Raw genomic sequence first — 20,194 nt, forward strand, 5'->3', positions numbered from 1 at the left:
CCGCCGCTTGACGACACCCGCGATGGCGCCCACCCACCCGGGCGCCATCGCCGCGTCTGGGCACAGATCGGACGCGTCTGGGGTGAGCCGCCTCTGCGGGTGGCCGGACGCTCAGAGGCGGGAGCGGACGCGTTCGAGTTGGCGGAGCGCGTTGCGGAGCGACCGATCGACCTCGAAGAGGCCGGTCGACACGAGATCGTCGGGATCGAGGTCACGTCGCTCGGCGATCTGCACGATGCGCCGGGTGAGGTCTTCCAACGTGCCGTGGATCGACGAGAGTTCGGGGCCGTCGGTGCTGCTCATCGCTCCGGTCTACCCGCTTCGGGACCCGACACCCACGGCAGTACCCTCGCCCCGGTGAGCGGACCCCTGACGACGCTGGACCTGCGAGGCACCGAGACCTCGGATCCTCATGCCCTTCGCGCCGTCCTTCCCCGGCCCAAGGCGGCCGAGGAGCCACCGATCGAGCAGGTGCGCGACGTGATCGAGCAGGTGCGGGTCGGTGGCGACACCGCGCTGCGCGAGCTCACCCGCCGATTCGACGGCGTCACCATCGACGCGATCCGTGTCGACCCCGCCGACGTGCGTTCGTCGCTCGACCGGGTGTCGCCGGAGCTTCGTGCGGCGCTCGAGACCGCACACGCCAACATCGCCGCCTACCACCGGTCGCAGCTCCACGATTCCGCTCGGTACGAACGTGACGGGCTCGTGGTGCGCGAGTTGCGCCGTCCGGTCGATCGCGCCGGGCTCTACGTCCCGTCGGCCCTCGCCCCGCTGTTGTCGACCGCCTTGATGACCGCCGTTCCGGCCAAGGTCGCCGGGGTGCCCGAAACGGTGTTGTGCACGGCCCCCGGGCCCGACGGCCACGTCGACGACGGGATCCTCGCCGCTGCGGCGATCGCCGGGGTCGACGAGGTCTACCGGGTCGCCGGCCCCGCAGCCATCGCCGCGCTGGCGCTCGGCACGGAGTCGATCCGGCCGGTCGACGTCATCGTCGGTCCGGGGAGTGCCCGCGTCGCCCAGGCCAAGCGCGAGGTGGCGTCGTCGGGACTCGTCGGCGTGCCGTCGAGCTTCGCCGGACCGTCCGAGGTCGTCGTCATCGCCGACCGGTCTGCGGTCGTCGACGACGTCGCGATCGACATCGTCCTCCAGGCCGAGCACGGACCCGATGGGCTCGCCTGGCTGATCTGCTGGGACGATGACGTCCGGGCCGAGGTCGACGAGGCCGTCGCCCGCATCGTCGCTGCCAGCCCCCGACGTACCCACATCGAGGCGACGCTCGCCGACGCCGGCTACGCCGTGGTCGTCGACGGGCCTCGCGAAGCCGTCGACGTCGCCAACGTGATCGCTCCCGAACACCTCGAGATCCAGACCGAGGACCCCGACGCCCTGCTCGACCGGGTCAAGCACGCCGGTGCGGTCTTCTGCGGCCCGTGGGCCCCGGCGAGCGTCGGCGACTACGTCGCCGGGCCGAACCACGTCCTGCCCACCTACGGATCGGCCCGTTTCGGTGGCGCCCTCCGCGTCGACGACTTCTGCAAGCACGTGCACGTCGTGTCGCTCGACGAGGGGGCGCTGCGCTCGCTCGCCCCGCACGTCCAGGCGATGGCCGAGGCCGAGGGTCTCGCCGCACATGCCCAGTCGGTCCGCCAGCGCGTCGACCGCCTCGAGGAGGGCCCATGACCCACCCACCCACCCGTTCTGGTGACCAGATGCAACCATCAGATGGCACGGTTGTTCACCAGAACGAGGTCGGGGCGTGAAGCGTCCCGCGGTCCGGGACGACCTCGCGCTGCATCCCGGCTATCACTCCCCACAGGTCGACGTCGAGGTCCGTCTGAACACCAACGAGGCGCCCGAGTCTCCGCCGGAGGGGTTCCGCGCCGCGGTCGCCGACGAACTCGCCGCCATCGACTGGCACCGCTATCCCGACCGCGACGCGATGGCCCTCCGGGAAGCGATCGCCGCCCACCATGGTGTGGAGGCCGGTCAGGTCTTCGTGGCCAACGGCTCCAACGAGGTCCTCCAGACCCTGTGCCTCACCTACGGCGGTCCAGGGCGCACCGTGGCGACGTTCGAGCCCACCTACGCGCTCCACTCGCACATCCCACGGATCACCAACACCGCGGTCGCGTCGGGCGAGCGGACCGAGGACTTCGCGCTCGACCTCGACGAGGTCCGACGCGTGCTCGGCGAGCACGATCCGGTGATCACGTTCCTCTGCTCGCCCAACAACCCCACGGGCATGGTCGAGACCGAGGAGACGATTCGCTCCGTCGCCGAACTGGCGCCCGGCCTCCTCGTCGTCGACGAGGCCTACGGCCAGTTCGCGCCGTGGTCCGCGTTGGAGTTGGTCGACGACGAAGCACCCATCGTCGTGACCCGCACCTACTCGAAGACGTGGTCGATGGCTGCGGCGCGGCTGGGCTACCTCGTGGGCCCGACGTGGCTGGTCGACGAGCTGTCCGAGGTCGCGCTGCCTTATCACCTCGATGCGTTCAAGCAGGCCGTCGGGCGGGTTGCGCTTCGTTTCGAGGACGACATGCATCGTCGGGTCGCGACCCTGGTCGAGGAGCGGGGCCGTGTCGCGGCTGTGCTCGCCGACCTCGACGTGACGGTGTGGCCGTCGGCGTCGAACTTCATCCTCTTCCGGCCGGACTCGATCTCCGGCGAGGTGGTCTGGAAGGCCCTCCTCGACCAGTCCGTCCTGGTCCGGAACTGCGCGTCGTGGCCCCGCCTCGACGGCTGCCTCCGTCTCACCCTGGGCACGTCGGAGGAGAATGATCGTTTCCTCGCCGCCCTCGCATCCGCCCTGGAGCACGCATGACCCGCACGGCAACCCTCTCGCGCACCACCAAGGAGACGTCGGTCGAGGTCACCATCGACCTCGACGGGTCCGGCGCGGTCGACGTGTCGACCGGCCTGCCGTTCTTCGACCACATGCTCGACCAACTCGGCCGCCACGGCGGGTTCGACCTGACGGTGAAGGCCGACGGTGACCTGCACGTCGACGGGCACCACACCATCGAAGACGTCGGCATCGTCGTCGGCCAGGCCTTCGCCGGGGCGCTGGGCGACAAGGCAGGCGTCCGCCGGTTCGCCAGCGGACTCTTCCCCCTCGACGAGGCGCTGGTCGAGGTCGCACTCAACCTCTCCGGTCGCGCCCACGCAGCCATCGACCTGCCCTTCGGTGAGGTCCTCCCGCTCGGCGATCCGCCGTTCAACCCGGAGATGGCGCAACACTTCCTCGAGTCGTTCGCGGCGTCGGCGTTCATCACGCTGCACGTCACCCGCAAGGCCGGCGTCAACACCCATCACGTGATCGAGGCCGCCTTCAAGGGTGTGGCTCGTTCGCTGCGCGACGCCGTCCGCGTCGAAGGCGTCGAACTCCCGTCGACCAAGGGCACGTTGTGAGCCGACCGCTGGTCGCGGTGCTCGACTACGGCATCGGCAATCTCCGCTCGGCCCAGAAGTCGCTCGAACGCCACGGCGCCGACGCTCGTCTCACGGCCGACCCGGCAGTCGTCCGCGACGCAGTCGCCGTCGTGCTCCCCGGCGTCGGCGCGTTCGGCGCGTGCATGGACGCCGTCGAACGGACCGGGGTCGATGCGCTGGCGCACGAGTCGGTCGCCGCCGGGAAGCCGTTCCTCGGGATCTGCGTCGGCATGCAACTCCTGTACGAAGCCTCGGAGGAGACTCCGGGACGCGCTGGCCTCGGCATCCTCCCGGGCACCGTCGAACGGATCCCCGCGGGCGTCAAGCACCCGCAGATGCAGTGGAACGTGGTCGACGTGGTGCGGCCGTCGCCGTTGTACGCCGGTCTCGAGGGAGACATCTGGATGTACTTCGTCCACAGCTTCGCTGCGCCCATGTCCGACCTGGTGACCGCGACCTGCGACTACGGCGGTCCCGTGGTCGCGTCGGTGCAACGCGACAACGTCCACGCCGCGCAGTTCCACCCGGAGAAGTCGTCGTCCGCGGGGCTCACGTTCGTCGACAACTTCGTCTCGCTCGTTCGATCCGACTCGGTGGTGCGCTGATGGACCTCTATCCCGCCATCGACCTGCGTGGTGGCAAGGTCGTCCAGTTGGTCCAGGGCGACTTCGACCGCGAATCCGTCCACGCCGACGACCCGGTCGAGGTGGCCCTCGGCTTCACCAGCGCGGGTGCGCCGTGGATCCACATGGTCGACCTCGATGCCGCCCGCACCGGTGAGGCCCACAACCGCGAACTCATCGCCGCCGTCTGCGACGCGGTCGACGTGCCGGTCCAGGCCGGTGGCGGTGTCCGCTCGGTGGCGGCGGCGCGAGCGCTCGCCGACGTCGGTGTCTCCCGCGTGGTCATGGGCACCGCAGCGGTCGAGGACCCCTCGCTCGTCGAACAGGTGGCAGCGAGCCAACCGGTCGCGCTGGGCCTCGACGTGCGTGGTCGCGAGGTCTCGATCAAGGGTTGGACCGAGGGCAGCGGCCTCGACATCGCCGACGCGCTCGACCGCCTGTCGGGTGCCGGCGCCGAAGCCGTCGTCGTGACACAGATCCGCGGCGAGGGGCTCCTCGAGGGCCCGGACCTCGACGGTCTGACCGAGCTGCTCCGACTGACCGACCTCGAGGTGATCGCCAGCGGGGGAGTCGGCGAGTTGGCCCACCTGGTCGAACTCGCCGGGATCGAGCAGGAAGGCCGACGTCTCGCAGGAGCGATCGTCGGCACCGCCATCTACGAGGGGCGTCTCGACGTGCACGATGCCGTGTCGGCCCTCGGTATCATCGCCCAGGGCACCGGAGCAGCCAGCTGATGCGCACCGCCAGGATCATCCCGTGCCTCGACGTCGACGCCGGCCGTGTCGTCAAGGGCGTCAACTTCGTCGATCTCGTCGACGCCGGTGACCCTGTCGAACTCGCCCGTCGGTACGACCTCGAGGGCGCCGACGAGGTCGTGTTCCTCGACATCACCGCATCGTCGGACGCCCGCGAGACGATCCTCGAGGTTGCCCGACGCACCGCAGAGGAGGTGTTCATCCCGTTCACGATCGGTGGCGGGATCCGCACCGTCGACGATGCGCGCAAGCTGCTCCGGGCCGGTGCCGACAAGGTCTCGGTCAACACCGCAGCGGTCGACCGACCCGAGCTGATCACCGAGATCGCCACCGAGTTCGGCTCGCAGTGCGCGGTGGTCGCCATCGACTCGAAGCGGATCGTCGGCACCACGCCGAGCGGGTTCGAGGTCTTCGTCCACGGCGGACGGACGCCGACGGGTCTCGACGTGATCGAATGGGCCCGCCGGTGTGAGGAGTTGGGCGCGGGCGAGATCCTGCTCACCTCGATGGACCGTGACGGCACGCGCGACGGGTTCGACATCGCCGTCACCAGGGCCGTGGTCGACGCCGTGAACATCCCCGTGATCGCGTCCGGCGGCGTCGGAACCCTCGATCACCTGGTCCAGGGCGTCACCGAGGGTGGCGCCGATGCCGTCCTCGCCGCCAGCATCTTCCACTTCGGGGAGCACACCGTGGGCGAGGCGAAGAACCACATGACCGACGCCGGCGTGACCGTCCGGCCGGCATGAGGCGCCTCGTGGCTGCCGTCGTGTTGACGGCAGCTGCTGCCGGCTGTGGTGATGGCGATGCCGGGCTCGCCGTCGATGCCGAGGCGACGACGACCACCGACGCGAGCTCGTCGACGACGGCGCTCTCCGACCGGCGGGTGCCGACCGGTGCAGGAACGGCCCTCGAGGTCGACCTCCTCGGCGAGTCGCGCGTGCCTGCGGGGCCGTACACCTGGGCCATCGCGCTGACCAACGCGTCCGACGAGGCGGTCGTGGTGACGTTCCCGAACTCGCAGAAGGGCGACGTCGTGCTGACCCGCGACGGCGAAGCCGTGCACCGGTGGAGCGACGGTCGGTTCTTCCAGCAGCAGGTGACCGAGGTCTCCATCGCTGCCGGCGCCGTCGAGACGATCGAGTTGACCGATGACCTGACGGCGGTCGAGCCGGGGTTCTACGACATCACGGTCAGCGTGTCGGTCGTCGGGCCTCCGGAACCCGTGACCGAGAGCATCCGGGTCGTCAGCCCGGGCGGATGACGGCGGCGACGAGCCCGAGGACCTGATCGGCCACGAACGACGTGGCGCCGGCCAGGAAGTGGTCGGCACCGGGGATCTCGACGACCGAGGTGTCCGGCCAGTCCGCCGTGACCGCGACGGCGTCGGCTGCCGGTCGGAACTGGTCGTGCTCGGGGGACAGGACCAACGTCGAGAACGCTCCGCGTGTGGCCTCGAGCTGTGCGGCCGGGAGCACGGCCAAGGGCGGGGCGACGGCGACGACTGCTGCCAGCCGTCCGTCGCCCGTGGCGAGCATCACGTCGGCCCCGAAGCTGTAGCCGACACCGATGACCGGGAGACCCGGGAACGTGGTCGTCGCTGCGTCGATCGCGGCGACGACGTCGGCGATCTCGTCGTCCCCGCCACCGTGCTGGCCCGTCGACGCCCCAACGCTGCGGAAGTTGAATCGCAGGGTCGCGATCCCGTGTCCGGGCAGCGACCGAGCGAGGGCGGCGGGGACGATGTTGTGCATGTCGCCGCCGTAGAGCGGATGGGGGTGGGTGAGGACCGCGACGGCACGTGGATCGTCGGCGGTCGACCAGGTCGCTTCGAGCGTCTCCCCGTCGGAGGTCGAGATGCGGTCGGGGAGGGGCGCGAGATCGTCCGTCATCGACGGAAGACGGTAGCGTCGCTCGCCCATGGTCAAGCCCGACTCCTCGTCCTCGACCGGGAGCAACGAGAAGCTCCCGATCAAGATGCTCAACGACCGCATCCTGGTCTCGATCGACCGTGGTGAGGGTGAGCGCAAGTCGACGGGCGGGATCCTGATCCCCGCCACCGCCCAGATGGGCAAGCGGCTGGCATGGGCCGAGGTCGTGGCCACCGGCGCCAACGTGCGCAACATGGAGATCGGCGACCGGGTGCTGTTCAACCCCGAGGACCGCTACGAGGTCGAGGTCCGGGGCGAGGACTTCATCATCCTGCGCGAGCGTGACATCCACGCGGTCGCCGCCGAGCGCCTCGAAGAAGGCTCCACCGGCCTCTACCTCTGAACGGTCAGGCCAACTGCAGGCCGAACCACGCGAGCGCGACGCCGCCGCCGACCGATGCGACCACGTAGGTCGCCACCCACCTGCGACCCTCGGCGCGCAGCTCGACGACCTCGGCCGAGAACGTCGAGAACGTGGTGAGCGCGCCCACCCCGGCGGTCCCCACCACGGTCGCACCCGGCGGGTCCCAGCCGGCGAGGACGCCGAGCACGAACGATCCGGCCAGGTTCACCGCCAGCGTCCCCACCGGGATCGGGTGGCGGTGCGCGGTGGCGATCCGCACGAGGTGGCGGGTCGATGCCCCCAACGAGGCGGCGACGACGAACCCGACGATCGTGATCATCGCGACGGTGCCAGACGCCAACCGGCCACGACCGCGGCGACCCCGGCGGCGAGCGAGACGAGCAGGTAGACGGCAGCACGAGCGGAATGGCCGGCGTCGAGCATCGTCGCGGTCTCGACCGTGAACGTCGAGAAGGTGGTGAGGCCGCCGCAGAACCCGGTGCCGAGACCGAGACGGACCTCCTCGCGCACGCCCAGCAACGCCCCGAGGAGCAGGCAACCCACCACGTTGACGAGCAGGGTCCACCAGGGGAAGCCGCCGTCGGTGCCGACGAGACCCACGACCGCCCAACGTGCAGCCGCTCCGGCGGTACCACCCAACGCGACCAGGCCCAGCGCCGACGGGCGGATCGCACTTCGGGCCATGACCGTCACCCCTCTACGATGCCGCACCATGGCATCGCCGGTAGCGACCCCCATCGAATACGACGAAGGCCACCTGGCCAACGTCACCTACAACGCTGACGGGTTGGTCCCCGCCATCGTGCAGGAGGCCGGCACGGGCCGGATCCTGATGATGGCGTGGATGAACGACGAGTCGCTCCGCAAGAGCCTCGACACCGGCCGCACCTGGTTCTGGAGCCGCTCGCGGCAGGAGTACTGGTGCAAGGGCGAGACCTCGGGCGACCGTCAGTACATCCGCGAGGCGCACTACGACTGCGACGGAGACACGCTGCTCCTCGTCGTCGAGCAGGAGGGCGACGGCGCCTGTCACACCGCCAACTACTCGTGCTTCTACCGCTCCTTCGCGGACGCCGACGTCGAGCCGAACGGGTAGCGGGTGATCCACCCCAGCCGCGAGGAGTTCCATCGCCTCGCTGCCGAGCACACGGTCGTGCCGGTGTGGCGCGAGCTGCTGGCCGACCTGGTGACGCCTGTCGCCGCATACGCCCGCATCGTCGGTGACGAGCCGGGCTTCCTGCTCGAGTCGGTCGAACACGGCGAACGGTGGAGCCGCTGGTCCTTCGTCGGCCGGAACCCCATTGCGACCCTCACGTCGAAGGACGGGGTCATCACCGTCGACGGCGACCTGCATCCGGACGTCCCGATCGACGGGGGGATGCTCGCCGCGATCGAGTCCATCCTGGCGTTGTACCGCTCGCCGAAGATCGAGGATCTCCCGCCGTTGCACGGCGGACTGATGGGCTACCTGGGCTACGACGTGGTGCGCGAGGTCGAGCGGCTGCCCGACGTTCCCGAGGACGACCGAGGGTTCGCCGACGCCGTCATGTCGGTCATCGGCCAGCTCGCCGCCTTCGATCACTGGCGCCAGCGCGTCACGCTCATCGACAACGTGATCGTCGATCCCCACGCCGACGAGGCGACGCTCGACGCGGCCTACGACGACGCCCTGGCCCGCCTCGAGCAGTTGGCCGCCGACGGCGCCCGTCCCCTCGACGAGCCACTGCTCGGGCCACCGCTGGCCGACGACGAACCGCCCGAGGTCACGTCATCGATGCGCGAAGGTCAGTACCAGGCTGCCGTCGAGGCGGCGCGTGAGCACGTCTTCGCCGGCGACGTGTTCCAGGTGGTCCTGTCGCAACGATTCGACTTCGACCTCGGGGCCGAACCCTTCGACGTCTACCGGGCGCTCCGACAGGTCAACCCGAGCCCGTACATGTACTACGTGCGCGTGCCCGGGGTGACCCTGGTCGGCGCGAGTCCCGAGCCGATGGTCCAGCTGCTCGACGGCCGTGTGATCTCCCGACCCATCGCCGGCACGCGCAAGCGTGGGTCGTCAGAGAGCCACGACCGTCGGCTCGCCGCCGAGCTGGTGGAACACCCGAAGGAGGTCGCCGAACACGTGATGCTCGTCGACCTCGCACGCAACGATGTCGGGCGTGTGGTCACCTTCGGGACCTGCGAGGTCGAGGAACTGATGACGCTCGAGCGATACAGCCACGTGATGCACCTCACGTCGCAGGTCGCCGGCGATCTCGCGGCGGGCAAGGGTCCCGTCGACGTCCTGCGGGCCACCCTGCCCGCAGGCACCGTCTCCGGTGCGCCGAAGGTGCGGGCCATGGAGATCATCGACGAACTCGAGCCGGTCAAGCGAGGCCCCTATGCCGGCGTCGTCGGGTACCTCGACTTCTCCGGGAACATCGACACCGCCATCGCCATCCGGACCATGGTCATCGGCGACGACGGCCGTGCGAGCGTGCAGGCCGGCGCCGGCATCGTGGCCGACAGCGTGCCCGACGACGAGCACCTCGAGTGCCAGAACAAGGCCCGTGCGCTCCTGGTCGCGGTGCCCGCGGCGCGGAGGATGACCGCGGAGCGGCATGCTGGACGACGAGGTGATCGACCGTGACGACATTCGCCACACCCATCGAACGCGACGGCATCGAGGTGTCCGGGCCTGATGCCGCGACCTTCCTGCAAGGCCAGCTGAGTCAGGACCTCGATGCGCTCGCCGTCGCGACGTCGACCTGGACGCTGGTGCTCCAGCCCGACGGGAAGATCCACACGTGGGCGCGTCTGACGAAGACCGCGGCCGACGTCTTCCTCCTCGACACCGACCAGGGTGCTGGTGAGGAGCTCCAGCAGCGTCTGACCCGGTTCCTCATCCGCACCAAGGCCGAGATCGAGGCTGTCACCCTCACCGGGTACGCCGTCCGTGGGGCGGATCTTCCCCGGCCCGAGATCGCCGACGACGTGCTCCGACTCCCCGCGCCGCTCCAGGCGGGCTACGACCTGCTCGGCCCCGGCGCCAACGTGCCAGAGGGGGTCGCCACGGCCGACGCCACCGCTCTGGAGATCGATCGTGTCGAACGCGGGATCCCGCGAATGGGGCGTGAGCTGGACGACTCCGTGATCCCGGCCGAGGCAGGCCAATGGATCGTCGACGAGTCGGTCTCGTTCACCAAGGGCTGCTACGTGGGTCAGGAACTCGTGGCCCGGATCGACAGCCGTGGCGGCAACGTGCCGCGGACGTTGCGTGCCATCGTCTGCGACGCTCCCGTCGCCGCCGGTGACGAGGTGACCGGGGAGGGGCCGTCGACCGTGGTCACGTCTGCAGTCGTCTCGCCCACCCACGGCAATGTCGCCCTGGCGTTCTGCGGCCGCAAGATCGAGCCGGGGAACGCCGTCGTCGTCGGGTCGACACAGGGGATCGTCCACGAACTGCCGTTGGTCCCCGTCGGAGCGAGTTGATCCGATGAGCCGTCGTCGGTCGCTGGTGGTCGTGTGGCTGGTCCTCGGCTTCGTCGTCGCCGGCTGCGGGGCTCCGGACTCCGGCCTGCTCCCACCGCCGTCGAGCACGTCGAGCACCTCGACCGTTCCCGTGACACAACCCATCGACCAGTCGCTCGTCGCCCTCGAGACGTTCCCCGGCCAGACGACATCAACGGTGCCCCTCGACGTCGGCCGATCCACGATCAGGGGCAGCGTCGCCGGTCCTGACGGTGGTGCGGCTGGCGCGGTCGTGCGGGTCGAGCGCCTGGTCGGCGACGTCGTCCAGCGGCGTGACGTGGTCGCCGACGAGGGCGGCGGCTATGTGCTGTCGGGAGTACCCGGTGGGCGCTACCGCGTGCGTGCGTTCCTCGCGCCTCGTCTGACCATGCTGGACCCCGAGGTGTTCTTCCTGGAGGACGGAGGAGACAAGCAACTCGACCTCCGAACCGAGGTGTTCGAGGGTCTGGCGGTGACCGGTGCCACCAACCCGGCCCAGCCGATCGTGGGACAGGGAGTGAATCTCGCGATTCGGGTGGCACAGCGGTCCGTCGACGGCGACGGGATCGGACGAGAGGTGCCCGTGCCCGGCGTCGAGGTCCGCCTGCGGAGCTCGGGATTCGCCGAGCTGGACCGAGCGAGTGCGTCGACGACGACCACGAGCGCTGATCCCGACAGTTCGACGACGACCACGACCGTCGTGACGAGCCGCGTCACCGACACCAACGGCGTGATCGTGTTCTCGTTGGCGTGCGAGCGTGTCGGTCCGACGACCGCGACCGCCGTCGTCGTGTCCGGCGATGCCGAGGAGACGTTCTCGATCGAGGTGCCCGCGTGCGCGCCGGTTCCGACGACGACCACTGCGGCGCCCGAGACCGGCGATGCTTCGACCACGACCGAACCGTGACCCCGGCTCGATCCATGGTCCGGGACCGTCCCTAGGATGCAACTCGTGGAGCACTACGAGGAACTCGGCGTCGCACCGAACGCCACCACGGCGGAGATCCGTGTCTCGTACCTCACCCTCGCTCGCCGCTTCCATCCCGACGGACTGGCCACCGCCGGTGAGGAAGATCGCGCCACGGCGTCGGCGCGCATGGCCCGTATCAACGCCGCGTGGACCGTTCTCGGCGATGACGGCCGCCGAGCACGCTACGACGCTGCGCTCGACCTGCCGTCGCGCTCGTCGGCCACCGTGCGCGATGCCGGAGCCACCTGGACGCCCTACGAGGACGACGACGGGCTCGACCCCCGCCTGGTCGACGACACGCCGACGGGGACCCCGTCGATGCGCCGCGGGTTGACCTTCCTGCCGTCGGTGCTCGTGGTGGCGGCGCTGGCGACACTCGTGGTGGGGTTCACCATCGGACTCGGCCCGATGCTCGGCGTCGGCGTCATCCTGCTCGTCTGCGGCGCGCTGTCCTTCCTCGTCGTCCCGCTGGTCGCGCTCGCCAAGTCGAGCCGCGCGGATCGGCTCTGACGATGGCGACCTACCTCGACGCGATCCTCGCCCGTCATCGCGACGAAGCCGCAAACGACACCCGCACGACCGCCGAACTTCGTCGCCTGGCCGACGAGATGCCGCCCTGCCGCGGCTTCCGTGCGGCGCTCGCCATGGGGTCCGGTCTCGGCGTCATCGCGGAGGTCAAGCGGCGATCACCGTCCAAGGGCGATCTCGCAGCCGGACTCGATCCGGCCGCACTCGCTGCCGACTACGAAGCCGGCGGTGCGTCGTGCCTGTCGGTCCTCACGGATGCCGAGTCGTTCGGCGGATCGCCCGACGATCTCCGCGCCGCCCGGGCGGGTTGTGCGCTTCCCGTGCTCCGCAAGGACTTCACCGTCGTCGAGAACGACGTGCTCGACGCACGCCTCATCGGCGCCGACTGTGTGCTCCTGATCGCGGCGGCGCTCGACGACGGAGAGCTGCGGGCGTTCCACGACCTGGCGCTCGAGATCGGACTCGATGCGTTGGTCGAGATCCACGACGAAGCCGAACTCGATCGGGCGATGGCGGTCGGAGCGACGCTCATCGGCGTCAACCAGCGAGACCTGGTCACCTTCGCCGTCGATCACGATCGGGCTCGGCGAATGGCCGCGCTCTTCCCCGCCGACGTGGTGTCGGTGGCCGAATCGGGCGTACGCGGGCCGGACGACGCGGCATCCCTCGCGGAGGCGGGCTACGACGCCGTCCTGGTCGGTGAATCGCTCGTGACGTCGGGTGATCCGGTGGCGGCCGTGGCCGCGCTGCGTTCGGCCGGTTCCTCCGTCTGATCCGTCCCTCGGGTCGGCATTCCCGCTGCAGGAACGACGGTGCCGACCGGTACCGTCACCGCTGTGTTCGTGAAGATCTGCGCAATCACCAATCCGGCCGACGCCGCGCTGGCCGCCGATGCCGGGGCGGACGCCATCGGCATGCTCTTCGCGCCGTCGCGCCGTCGGGTCGAGGTCGACGAAGCGATCGAGATCGCGGCGGCCGTGCCCGACCACGTGCTCACCGTCGGTGTCTTCCGCGACCACCTCGCGTCCGAGGTCATCGACATCGCAGGTGCCGTCGGTCTCGACGTCGCCCAGCTCCACGGGTCGGAGACGCCGGCCACGACCCGGCAGGTCCGCCAGCACGTGCCCTTCGTCTTCCGGGCCATGGCGGCAGGCGATCCGCAACTCGACACGATCGACGAGCACGAGGCCGACGTGGTGCTGGTCGACGCTCCGACACCGGGCGGTGGGGTGCCGTTCGACTGGACCCTCGTCGGCGATCTCGGTGCTCGGCATCGTCTGTTGCTGGCGGGCGGACTCCGCCCGGAAAACGTCGCAGCGGCGATCGCGGCGGTCCGACCCTGGGGGGTCGACGTCGCCAGCGGCACCGAGTCGTCGTTCGGCAAGAAGGATCCCGCGGCGCTCCGGAGCTTCATCAGCGAGGCCCGCGCCGCCGGCGCCGACCTGCCGACCCTGCACCCGCCCCTCGCCCCTGCCTCCGATCCAGACAGGACCACGATCTGATGACGGACACCACGTCCCCCTCCCTCATGGGAGATCCCGAGAACGGCCGATTCGGTCGCTTCGGCGGTCAGTACATCCCCGAGACGCTCGTCGGAGCGTGCCAGGAGGTCGAAGCCGAGTTCCGAAGGGCCTGGGCAGACGACGGATTCCGGACGCAGCTGGCCGACCTCCTCCGCGACTACGCCGGTCGGCCGTCGGCGCTCACCGAGTGCCATCGTCTGTCCGAGGCGCTCGGCTGCCGTGTGTTCCTCAAGCGTGAGGACCTCAACCACACCGGAAGCCACAAGATCAACAACGTCCTCGGGCAGGCGCTGCTGGCGCAGCGCATGGGCAAGCAGCGGATCGTCGCCGAGACGGGCGCCGGCCAGCACGGGGTGGCCACCGCGACGGCGGCCGCGCTGCTGGGCCAGGAGTGCGTGGTCTACATGGGTGCTGTCGACATGGAGCGCCAGAAGCTCAACGTCTTCCGCATGCGTCTGCTCGGAGCCGAGGTCCGCTCGGCCGAGACCGGGAGTCGCACGCTCAAGGACGCCGTCAACGAGGCGATGCGTGACTGGGTGGCGACGGTCGAGACGACGCACTACCTGCTCGGCTCGGTCATGGGCCCGCATCCGTATCCGATGATGGTGCGCGAGTTCCATCGGGTGATCGGTGACGAGGCCCGAGAGCAGATGCGTGATCGGACCGGTAGCGATCCCGACGTCGTCGTCGCGTGCGTCGGTGGTGGCTCCAACGCCATCGGCATCTTCAGTGGCTTCGTCGACACCGACGCCCAGCTCGTCGGCATCGAACCCGCCGGGGGAGCGGCGATCGGCCACGGCGTCCCGGGCATCGTCCACGGCTCGACGTCGTTCCTGCTCCAGGACGATCACGGTCAGGTCCAGGAGGCGAAGTCGATCTCCGCCGGGCTCGACTACCCGGGCGTCGGCCCCGAGCATGCCCACCTGGCCGACATCGGTCGTGCTCGCTACGAGCCGGTCACCGACGAGGAGGTCGTCGAGGCATTCCAGCTCCTCGCCCGCACCGAGGGCATCATCCCTGCGCTCGAGTCGGCGCACGCGCTGGCGTGGGTGAGTCGGGCTCGCGGAGAACTGGCCGGAAAGACCGTGCTGGTCAACCTGTCGGGTCGCGGCGACAAGGACGTCGCCCAGATCGCCGAGTTGCTCGGAGAGGATGTCTGAGATGGGAACGCTCGAGAAGCATCTCCGGGCTCGACGAGACAGCGGCCGCAAGCTCCTCCTGCCGTACGTGAGCGGTGGGGTGAGCGACGACTGGCTCGACATCATCCGGGCCTACGACGACGCCGGTGCCGACGCCATCGAGGTCGGCATCCCGTTCTCCGATCCCGTGATGGACGGACCGACGATCCAGGCGGCCTCCGACCGGGCCCTCGAACGCGGGACCACGCCGATCTCGATCCTCAGCGAACTGCGCGACCTCGACGTCAGCACGCCGCTCATCGTCATGACCTACGCCAACGTGCCGTTCCGCTTCGGCTTCGACCGCTTCGTCGACGAGTGCGGCGCGGCTGGCGTCCGCGGGGCGATCATCCCCGACGTCCCGATGGAGGAGCTCGACCCGTGGGAGGAGGCCGTCGGTGACGCCGATCTCGACACGGTCATGCTCGCCAGCCCGATCAGCTCCGACGATCGGCTCGCTCGGCTCGTCGAGCGCAGCCGCGGATTCGTCTACGGCGTCAACGTGCTCGGCGTGACCGGAGAACGCGCCGACATCGGCGAATGGTCGGCCAAGCTCGCCGGTCGTCTCAAAGCGGTGTCCGACCTTCCCGTGGTGATGGGGTTCGGGATCTCGTCGCCGGAGACCGCCGTCGTCGCATCGGCGGCCTCAGACGGTGTCGTGGTCGCCTCGGCAATCATGCGGATCATCCTCGACGGCGGCACCGCCGTCGAAGCTGGCGCCTTCGTGGCCACGCTCCGCGCCGCCCTCGATCGCGGCTGACCCCGCCTCGGGGTCGATCAACAACTGGTTGATCTCGCCGCCGAGCAGGACAGCGAGCGACAGCAGCCAGAACCACAACAGGACGATCAGCACGCCACCGAGCGCGCCGAAGACGGCGTTCCCGGCGCTGGCGATCGCGAGGTAGACGCGGAGGCCGCCGGAGAACACGATCCACAGCACGGCGGTGACCAGCGCTCCCGGCAGATCAGCACGCCACGGGGTGTGGTGATCCGGCGCGATGTGGAAGATCGTGGCTGCCCACAGCACGAGCACGACGAACGCCACCGGCAGACGCAGCGCGTCCCAGGCGAAGACGAACGCTCCGCCGAGGCCGAATCGGTCGGCGAGGTCCTCGCCCGACCCCAGCAGCGGGCCGACCACGAGCAGGGTGAGCATCACGGCGGCGGCGACGAGCGATCCGACGGCGAGGACGAGTGCCGTTGCTCGGGTGCGGAGCCAGGGTCGATGGTCGTCGAGGTCGTAGGCCGTGTCCAGCGCACGCACCAGCGCGGCGAATCCTCGCGTCATCGTCCAGACGGCGAGGATCAGGGAGAACGTGAGGAGGCCGGGTGAGGTGTCCTCGAACAAGGACTGGATCGCGTCGAGGGTCCCGCTGGCCTCGTCGGTGAGGACGGTTCGCAGTGCGTCGAGGACCTGGTCCTCGACGCGCGACGCGACCTCGGCACCCACCACGGAGTCGAGCGCGCCCAGCAGCGCGGCGAGCGCGAGCAGCGCGGGGAACAGGCTGAGGATCGAATAGAACGCGACGATGGCGGCCTGATCAGGGATCCGGTCGTGCGTCCATTCGTGCGCCAGGCGACGCACGAAACGGATGGGCCCCGCCGGTGCCGGCAACCAACTCACGGGTGTCGGCGGAGGAACTCCAGGGTGCGGACCCATGCCTCGTCCGCCGCCCCCTCGTCGTGATTCGGCGTCCCGGCCTCGGCGAAGAAGTGCTCGACGCCGCCGTACCGATGGATCTCGATCGGCCGGTCGGCCAGCCCGAGGCTGGCCTCCATCAGCGCCAGCTCGTCGGTGTCGATCATGGGGTCGTCCTCGACGAGGTGCAGCAGGTAGCGCGACCGGGTCTGGGTGAAGTCGATGCTCTGCGTGCCGTAGTAGGCGGCGACGGCCGAGACGGTGTCGGGTTCCCGCTCCGACAGCCACAGCCCGAGCGACGCACCCATCGAGTACCCGATCACCATGATCGGCCCGTCGGGGGTCGCCGGCATGCGTCGCAGTGCATCGGCGCAGGACTGCACGCCGAGGACGAGTTCGTTGGGGTCGGCCGCGGCCAGGAGCGCCTCGCCGTGTTCGCTGTCGGACGCGACCTCGCCGAAGAAGTCGGGAGCGAGGGCGGTGAACCCCTCGTCGGCCAGGCGGTTGCACAGGTCCTTCACGCCGTCGGTGAGCCCGAACCACGAGTGGAGGACGAGGACGCCGGGCCCAGAACCTGACGTGGGCGCGTCGGCGTAGGCAGCAGTGGAGTGCGACGTCACCCGCCCGACGCTACCGACCCCTCCTCCCCACACCCCACACCCCACACCCCACACCCCCTCGGCTTCTGGGTGCGCGATCGGTACTCCTGATGGCCAAAGACACACCCAGAACCCCACCCCGTCGATTCTGGGTGCGCGATCGGGACGCCTGGTGGGCGAATCGTGCACCCAGAACGTGGGAGGATCGGCGTGGTGGGGATCGAGACGGGACCGGAGCCGGAGTCGAGGTCGGGGTCGGGGTCGCGGGTGGACGACTGCGAGCTGTGCGAGGCGGCGAGGATGTCGCCGTGGTTCCACGAGGACGACGTCTGCTGGGTCGCCGAGTGCGAATCGTGCGGTGTGCCGATGGTCGTGTGGCGTCCTCATGGCATCGATCCCTCCGAGGCCGACCGCGAGCACATGATCGAGCGGCTCGAGTCGGTGGCGACGGAGCGCTACGGCGAGATCTGGCTCGACGACAACCGACGGTCGATTCCCGGGCACTGGCACGTCCACGCCCGGCCGAAGGGAAAGTTCTACGGGTTCTGAGAGGATGACGAGATGACAGAGCTACTGGCGCGGTCGGCGCGCTACATCGACGAGGGGGTCTACGAAGGTCCCCAAGCCAACAACCCGATGGACTCGACCTTCCACGAGGTGGCCGACGGCATCGGCATGGTCTGTGCCTTCTCGCACGTCTGGGCGCTGCACGCCGGCGACGGGCTGACGGTGTTCGACACGTCCATGGGTCCTTTCGGCGCCGCCGCGGTGTCGGCATTGCGTGGATGGCGGACCGATCCGTTCGCGTCGATCGTCTACACCCACGGCCACGTCGACCACGTGACCGGTACGCCGGCGTTCCTGGCCGACGCCGCGGAGAGCGGCCACCCTCGGCCGCGCCTCGTCGCCCACGAGAACGCCCCCACACGTTTCGATCGCTACGAGTGGACGCAGGGCTACAACCAGGTGATCAACGCCCGTCAGTTCGGCGGCGGGATGGCGTTTCCGGCCGACTTCGTCCGTCCCGACGACACGTTCCGCTCGAAGTTGGATCTTCACGCCGGCGAAACGACCATCGAACTCCACCACGACCGTGGCGAGACCGACGACCACGCCTGGGCATGGGTGCCCGAGCACAAGGCGATCTTCTCCGGGGACCTGTTCATCTGGGTGTTCCCCAACGCTGGCAATCCGCAGAAGGTGCAGCGCTACGCGGCCGACTGGGCGGTGGCGCTGCGCAAGATGATCGCGCTCGAGCCCGAGCTGCTGCTGCCGGCGCACGGTCTACCGATCGCGGGCAAGGACCGCATCGCGAGCGTGCTCGACAACACCGCCTCGGCACTCGAAGGGCTCATCGAGGACACGGTCGCCATGATGAACCGCGGTGCGACGCTCGACGAGATCGTCCACACCGTCACCGTGCCCGAGCGCTACGCCGAGCTCCCGTACCTGCGCGGCACGTACGACGAACCCGAGTTCGTGGTCCGCAACATCTGGCGCCTCTACGGCGGCTGGTACGACGGAAACCCTGCTCGGTTGAAGCCGCCGAAGGACGCGGCGGTTGCGTCCGAGGTCGCGGCACTGGCCGGGGGAGCGGCAGCGCTGTCGGTCCGGGCGGTCGAGGTGGCCGAGTGCGGTGATCTCCGTCTGGCGTGCCAGTTGGCCGAGTGGGCAGCGGAGGCCGTGTCGGACGACGGTCGGGACGCCAGCGAGGTCCATGCCAACCGGGCCGAGGTCTACCGGCAGCGCCGCGACAGCGAGTCGTCGCTCATGGCGAAGGGCATCTTCGGCACGGCTGCGACGGCATCAGAGGCGCGCACCGGTGACTGAGCAGCCGACCACCGTGCACGACGTCGTGGGTGACTCCTTCTTCGCCGAGCTCGTCGAGCGCTTCTACGCAGGCGTCGAGGCCGATCCGCTGCTCCGGCCGCTGTATCCCGACGACCTCACCGACTCGATCCGGCACATGACCGGGTTCCTCATCCAGTACTGGGGCGGCTCCACCGCCTACAGCGACGAGCGTGGCCACCCGCGGTTGCGGATGCGGCATGCCCCCTTCGTCATCGGCCCGGCCGAACGTGACGCGTGGTTCCAGCACATGATCGCCGCCCTCACCGGCCTCTGCTTGGAACGTGACGTCGACGTCGAGATCGAACAGCAGATCCGCCAGTACTTCGCGATGTCGGCGGAGGCGATGCGAAACGCCGAGTGATCCGCAGCGCTGCGCCGGTCTGCCATCATCGGCGCATGGCTCTCTCTGCTGGCGATCGTGCCCCCGCATTCACCCTCGTCGACCAGGACGGCGACAAGGTCAAGCTGACCGACTTCAAGGGCAAGAAGGTCTTGGTCTACTTCTACCCGAAGGCCGACACGCCCGGTTGCACGACCCAGTCGTGTGAGCTCTCGGCCATCAAGGACGACGTCGACGTGCAGATCCTCGGCATCAGCCCCGACGAGCCCGGCAAGCAGAAGAAGTTCGACGACAAATACTCGCTGGGCTTCCCGCTGCTGTCGGATCCCGAGCACAAGGTGGCCGAGAAGTACGGCGCCTGGGGAGAGAAGTCGATGTACGGCAAGAAGTACATGGGCATCATCCGGTCGGCCTTCCTGGTGGGCGAGAACGGCAAGCTGATCGAGGCGTGGCCCAAGATCAGCCCGAAGAACACGCCGAAGTTCCTCCTGAAGGCGCTGGACGAGTCGTGACCGGACTCGATCCTCGCGAGATCCTCCCGCACCGAGATCCGTTCGCCTTCATCACGACGGTCGACGAGATCACGCCGGGGGAGTCGGCCCGCTGCTCGTGGGTCCTCACCGGCGACGAGGACTTCTTCGCCGGCCACTTCCCGGGCCGGCCGACGCTGCCCGGGGTCCTGATGCTCGAGGCCCTGGCGCAGTGTGGTGCCATCGCCGCACTCCAGGACGAGCGCTTCGCCGGCAAGCTCCTGCTCTTCGGCGGGGTCGACAAGGCTCGCTTCCGCCGTCAGGTCCTCCCCGGCGACACCCTCACGCTCGAGATGACCATGGGCCGCATGTCGGCTCGTGCCGGCAAGGGCCACGGCGTCGCCAGCGTGGACGGCGACAAGGCCTGCGAGGCCGACCTCCTCTTCGTCGTCGCCGACGCCCAATAGCCGCCACCGGCACACCGGCGCCACGTCGGTAC

General features: G+C 69.6%; 28 protein-coding genes. 22 read left to right on the forward strand and 6 right to left on the reverse strand.

The genetic code is table 11. From position 1 onward, the window contains the following. Window positions 1–111: 111 nt before the first annotated feature. Window positions 112–303 carry a hypothetical protein gene (locus AB8619_RS06750; protein WP_436795697.1) on the reverse strand — a complete coding sequence of 64 codons (192 nt, stop codon included), beginning with the start codon at window positions 301–303 and terminating at the stop codon, window positions 112–114. 54 nt (window positions 304–357) lie between these two features. Between AB8619_RS06750 and hisD the strand changes: the two genes are divergently transcribed. The 7 genes from hisD (at window position 358) to AB8619_RS06785 (ending at window position 6,077) form a co-directional block, all read left to right on the forward strand. Next, window positions 358–1,683 carry a histidinol dehydrogenase gene (gene hisD / locus AB8619_RS06755; RefSeq protein ID WP_436795698.1) on the forward strand — a complete coding sequence of 442 codons (1,326 nt, stop codon included), beginning with the start codon at window positions 358–360 and terminating at the stop codon, window positions 1,681–1,683. A gap of 76 nt (window positions 1,684–1,759) precedes the next feature. Beyond that, window positions 1,760–2,827 carry a histidinol-phosphate transaminase gene (gene hisC / locus AB8619_RS06760; protein ID WP_436795699.1) on the forward strand — a complete coding sequence of 356 codons (1,068 nt, stop codon included), beginning with the start codon at window positions 1,760–1,762 and terminating at the stop codon, window positions 2,825–2,827. Beyond that, window positions 2,824–3,414 (forward strand): imidazoleglycerol-phosphate dehydratase HisB, encoded by a 591-nt coding sequence (hisB, locus tag AB8619_RS06765; RefSeq protein ID WP_436795700.1) that lies wholly within the window; start codon window positions 2,824–2,826, stop codon window positions 3,412–3,414. Before hisC ends, hisB begins: the two co-directional genes overlap by 4 nt. After that, window positions 3,411–4,040, forward strand: a complete 630-nt coding sequence (gene hisH / locus AB8619_RS06770) for an imidazole glycerol phosphate synthase subunit HisH (protein WP_436795701.1) — start codon at window positions 3,411–3,413, stop codon at window positions 4,038–4,040. The genes hisB and hisH overlap by 4 nt, the downstream gene beginning before the upstream one ends. Then, on the forward strand, window positions 4,040–4,792 hold the full coding sequence (locus AB8619_RS06775) for a HisA/HisF-related TIM barrel protein (protein ID WP_436795702.1): 753 nt from the start codon (window positions 4,040–4,042) through the stop codon (window positions 4,790–4,792). The genes hisH and AB8619_RS06775 overlap by 1 nt, the downstream gene beginning before the upstream one ends. Continuing rightward, entirely contained in the window at window positions 4,792–5,562 is a 771-nt protein-coding gene (hisF, locus tag AB8619_RS06780) for an imidazole glycerol phosphate synthase subunit HisF (RefSeq protein WP_436795703.1), read from the forward strand. The genes AB8619_RS06775 and hisF overlap by 1 nt, the downstream gene beginning before the upstream one ends. After that, the gene (locus tag AB8619_RS06785; protein ID WP_436795704.1) at window positions 5,559–6,077 is read left to right on the forward strand and encodes a BsuPI-related putative proteinase inhibitor; all 519 of its coding nucleotides are present in this window, start codon (window positions 5,559–5,561) and stop codon (window positions 6,075–6,077) included. Before hisF ends, AB8619_RS06785 begins: the two co-directional genes overlap by 4 nt. Here the strand turns inward: AB8619_RS06785 and AB8619_RS06790 are convergent. Beyond that, window positions 6,061–6,705 (reverse strand): alpha/beta hydrolase, encoded by a 645-nt coding sequence (locus AB8619_RS06790; RefSeq protein ID WP_436795705.1) that lies wholly within the window; start codon window positions 6,703–6,705, stop codon window positions 6,061–6,063. The genes AB8619_RS06785 and AB8619_RS06790 overlap by 17 nt on opposite strands. 28 nt (window positions 6,706–6,733) lie before the next feature. Here AB8619_RS06790 and AB8619_RS06795 point away from each other — a divergent pair, with 28 nt between their 5' ends. After that, a complete protein-coding gene (locus tag AB8619_RS06795; RefSeq protein ID WP_436795706.1) occupies window positions 6,734–7,087 on the forward strand; it encodes a GroES family chaperonin in 354 nt (117 codons plus the stop codon). A gap of 4 nt (window positions 7,088–7,091) precedes the next feature. Here AB8619_RS06795 and AB8619_RS06800 read toward each other — a convergent pair whose 3' ends face one another. Together AB8619_RS06800 and AB8619_RS06805 are read right to left on the reverse strand one after the other, a co-directional pair. Further along, window positions 7,092–7,427, reverse strand: a complete 336-nt coding sequence (locus tag AB8619_RS06800; RefSeq protein WP_436795707.1) for a fluoride efflux transporter FluC — start codon at window positions 7,425–7,427, stop codon at window positions 7,092–7,094. Next, entirely contained in the window at window positions 7,424–7,792 is a 369-nt protein-coding gene (locus tag AB8619_RS06805) for a fluoride efflux transporter FluC (protein ID WP_436795708.1), read from the reverse strand. The genes AB8619_RS06800 and AB8619_RS06805 overlap by 4 nt, the downstream gene beginning before the upstream one ends. A 28-nt stretch (window positions 7,793–7,820) precedes the next feature. On the opposite strand from AB8619_RS06805, the gene hisI reads away from it, so the two are divergent. The 9 genes from hisI (at window position 7,821) to trpA (ending at window position 15,556) form a co-directional block, all read left to right on the forward strand. After that, window positions 7,821–8,204, forward strand: a complete 384-nt coding sequence (gene hisI / locus AB8619_RS06810; protein ID WP_436795709.1) for a phosphoribosyl-AMP cyclohydrolase — start codon at window positions 7,821–7,823, stop codon at window positions 8,202–8,204. Between the two features lie 3 nt (window positions 8,205–8,207). Next, the gene (gene trpE, locus AB8619_RS06815; RefSeq protein ID WP_436795710.1) at window positions 8,208–9,737 is read left to right on the forward strand and encodes an anthranilate synthase component I; all 1,530 of its coding nucleotides are present in this window, start codon (window positions 8,208–8,210) and stop codon (window positions 9,735–9,737) included. Continuing rightward, a complete protein-coding gene (gene ygfZ / locus AB8619_RS06820; RefSeq protein WP_436795711.1) occupies window positions 9,734–10,579 on the forward strand; it encodes a CAF17-like 4Fe-4S cluster assembly/insertion protein YgfZ in 846 nt (281 codons plus the stop codon). The genes trpE and ygfZ overlap by 4 nt, the downstream gene beginning before the upstream one ends. Before the next feature lie 4 nt (window positions 10,580–10,583). Beyond that, window positions 10,584–11,504, forward strand: coding sequence for a hypothetical protein (locus AB8619_RS06825; RefSeq protein ID WP_436795712.1), 921 nt, complete (start codon window positions 10,584–10,586; stop codon window positions 11,502–11,504). 36 nt (window positions 11,505–11,540) lie between these two features. Further along, the gene (locus AB8619_RS06830; RefSeq protein ID WP_436795713.1) at window positions 11,541–12,077 is read left to right on the forward strand and encodes a J domain-containing protein; all 537 of its coding nucleotides are present in this window, start codon (window positions 11,541–11,543) and stop codon (window positions 12,075–12,077) included. Between the two features lie 2 nt (window positions 12,078–12,079). Then, a complete protein-coding gene (gene trpC / locus AB8619_RS06835; RefSeq protein ID WP_436795714.1) occupies window positions 12,080–12,868 on the forward strand; it encodes an indole-3-glycerol phosphate synthase TrpC in 789 nt (262 codons plus the stop codon). A gap of 63 nt (window positions 12,869–12,931) precedes the next feature. Continuing rightward, window positions 12,932–13,597, forward strand: coding sequence for a phosphoribosylanthranilate isomerase (locus tag AB8619_RS06840; protein ID WP_436795715.1), 666 nt, complete (start codon window positions 12,932–12,934; stop codon window positions 13,595–13,597). Further along, window positions 13,597–14,778, forward strand: coding sequence for a tryptophan synthase subunit beta (gene trpB, locus AB8619_RS06845; protein ID WP_436795716.1), 1,182 nt, complete (start codon window positions 13,597–13,599; stop codon window positions 14,776–14,778). Before AB8619_RS06840 ends, trpB begins: the two co-directional genes overlap by 1 nt. Before the next feature lies 1 nt (window position 14,779). Next, window positions 14,780–15,556, forward strand: a complete 777-nt coding sequence (trpA, locus tag AB8619_RS06850; RefSeq protein ID WP_436795717.1) for a tryptophan synthase subunit alpha — start codon at window positions 14,780–14,782, stop codon at window positions 15,554–15,556. Here trpA and AB8619_RS06855 read toward each other — a convergent pair. Continuing rightward, window positions 15,443–16,420 (reverse strand): YihY/virulence factor BrkB family protein, encoded by a 978-nt coding sequence (locus tag AB8619_RS06855; protein ID WP_436795718.1) that lies wholly within the window; start codon window positions 16,418–16,420, stop codon window positions 15,443–15,445. The genes trpA and AB8619_RS06855 overlap by 114 nt on opposite strands. Beyond that, complete coding sequence (locus AB8619_RS06860; protein ID WP_436795719.1) at window positions 16,417–17,055, reverse strand: dienelactone hydrolase family protein; 639 nt, start codon at window positions 17,053–17,055, stop codon at window positions 16,417–16,419. Before AB8619_RS06860 ends, AB8619_RS06855 begins: the two co-directional genes overlap by 4 nt. A 192-nt stretch (window positions 17,056–17,247) precedes the next feature. Between AB8619_RS06860 and AB8619_RS06865 the strand changes: the two genes are divergently transcribed. Genes AB8619_RS06865 through fabZ form a run of 5 tightly spaced genes read left to right on the forward strand, consistent with a single transcriptional unit; the run spans window position 17,248 to window position 20,162 of the window. Then, a complete protein-coding gene (locus AB8619_RS06865; RefSeq protein ID WP_436795720.1) occupies window positions 17,248–17,583 on the forward strand; it encodes a hypothetical protein in 336 nt (111 codons plus the stop codon). Between the two features lie 12 nt (window positions 17,584–17,595). Beyond that, entirely contained in the window at window positions 17,596–18,864 is a 1,269-nt protein-coding gene (locus tag AB8619_RS06870; protein WP_436795721.1) for an alkyl sulfatase dimerization domain-containing protein, read from the forward strand. Then, a complete protein-coding gene (locus AB8619_RS06875; RefSeq protein ID WP_436795722.1) occupies window positions 18,857–19,246 on the forward strand; it encodes a globin in 390 nt (129 codons plus the stop codon). The genes AB8619_RS06870 and AB8619_RS06875 overlap by 8 nt, the downstream gene beginning before the upstream one ends. A gap of 35 nt (window positions 19,247–19,281) precedes the next feature. Next, window positions 19,282–19,737, forward strand: coding sequence for a thioredoxin-dependent thiol peroxidase (gene bcp, locus AB8619_RS06880; protein ID WP_436795723.1), 456 nt, complete (start codon window positions 19,282–19,284; stop codon window positions 19,735–19,737). Continuing rightward, a complete protein-coding gene (gene fabZ / locus AB8619_RS06885; RefSeq protein WP_436795724.1) occupies window positions 19,734–20,162 on the forward strand; it encodes a 3-hydroxyacyl-ACP dehydratase FabZ in 429 nt (142 codons plus the stop codon). The genes bcp and fabZ overlap by 4 nt, the downstream gene beginning before the upstream one ends. Window positions 20,163–20,194: the final 32 nt, after the last annotated feature.

Origin of the sequence: Actinospongiicola halichondriae (assembly GCF_049103745.1) — a bacterium.
Classification (GTDB): domain Bacteria; phylum Actinomycetota; class Acidimicrobiia; order Acidimicrobiales; family Salinilacustritrichaceae; genus Salinilacustrithrix; species Salinilacustrithrix halichondriae.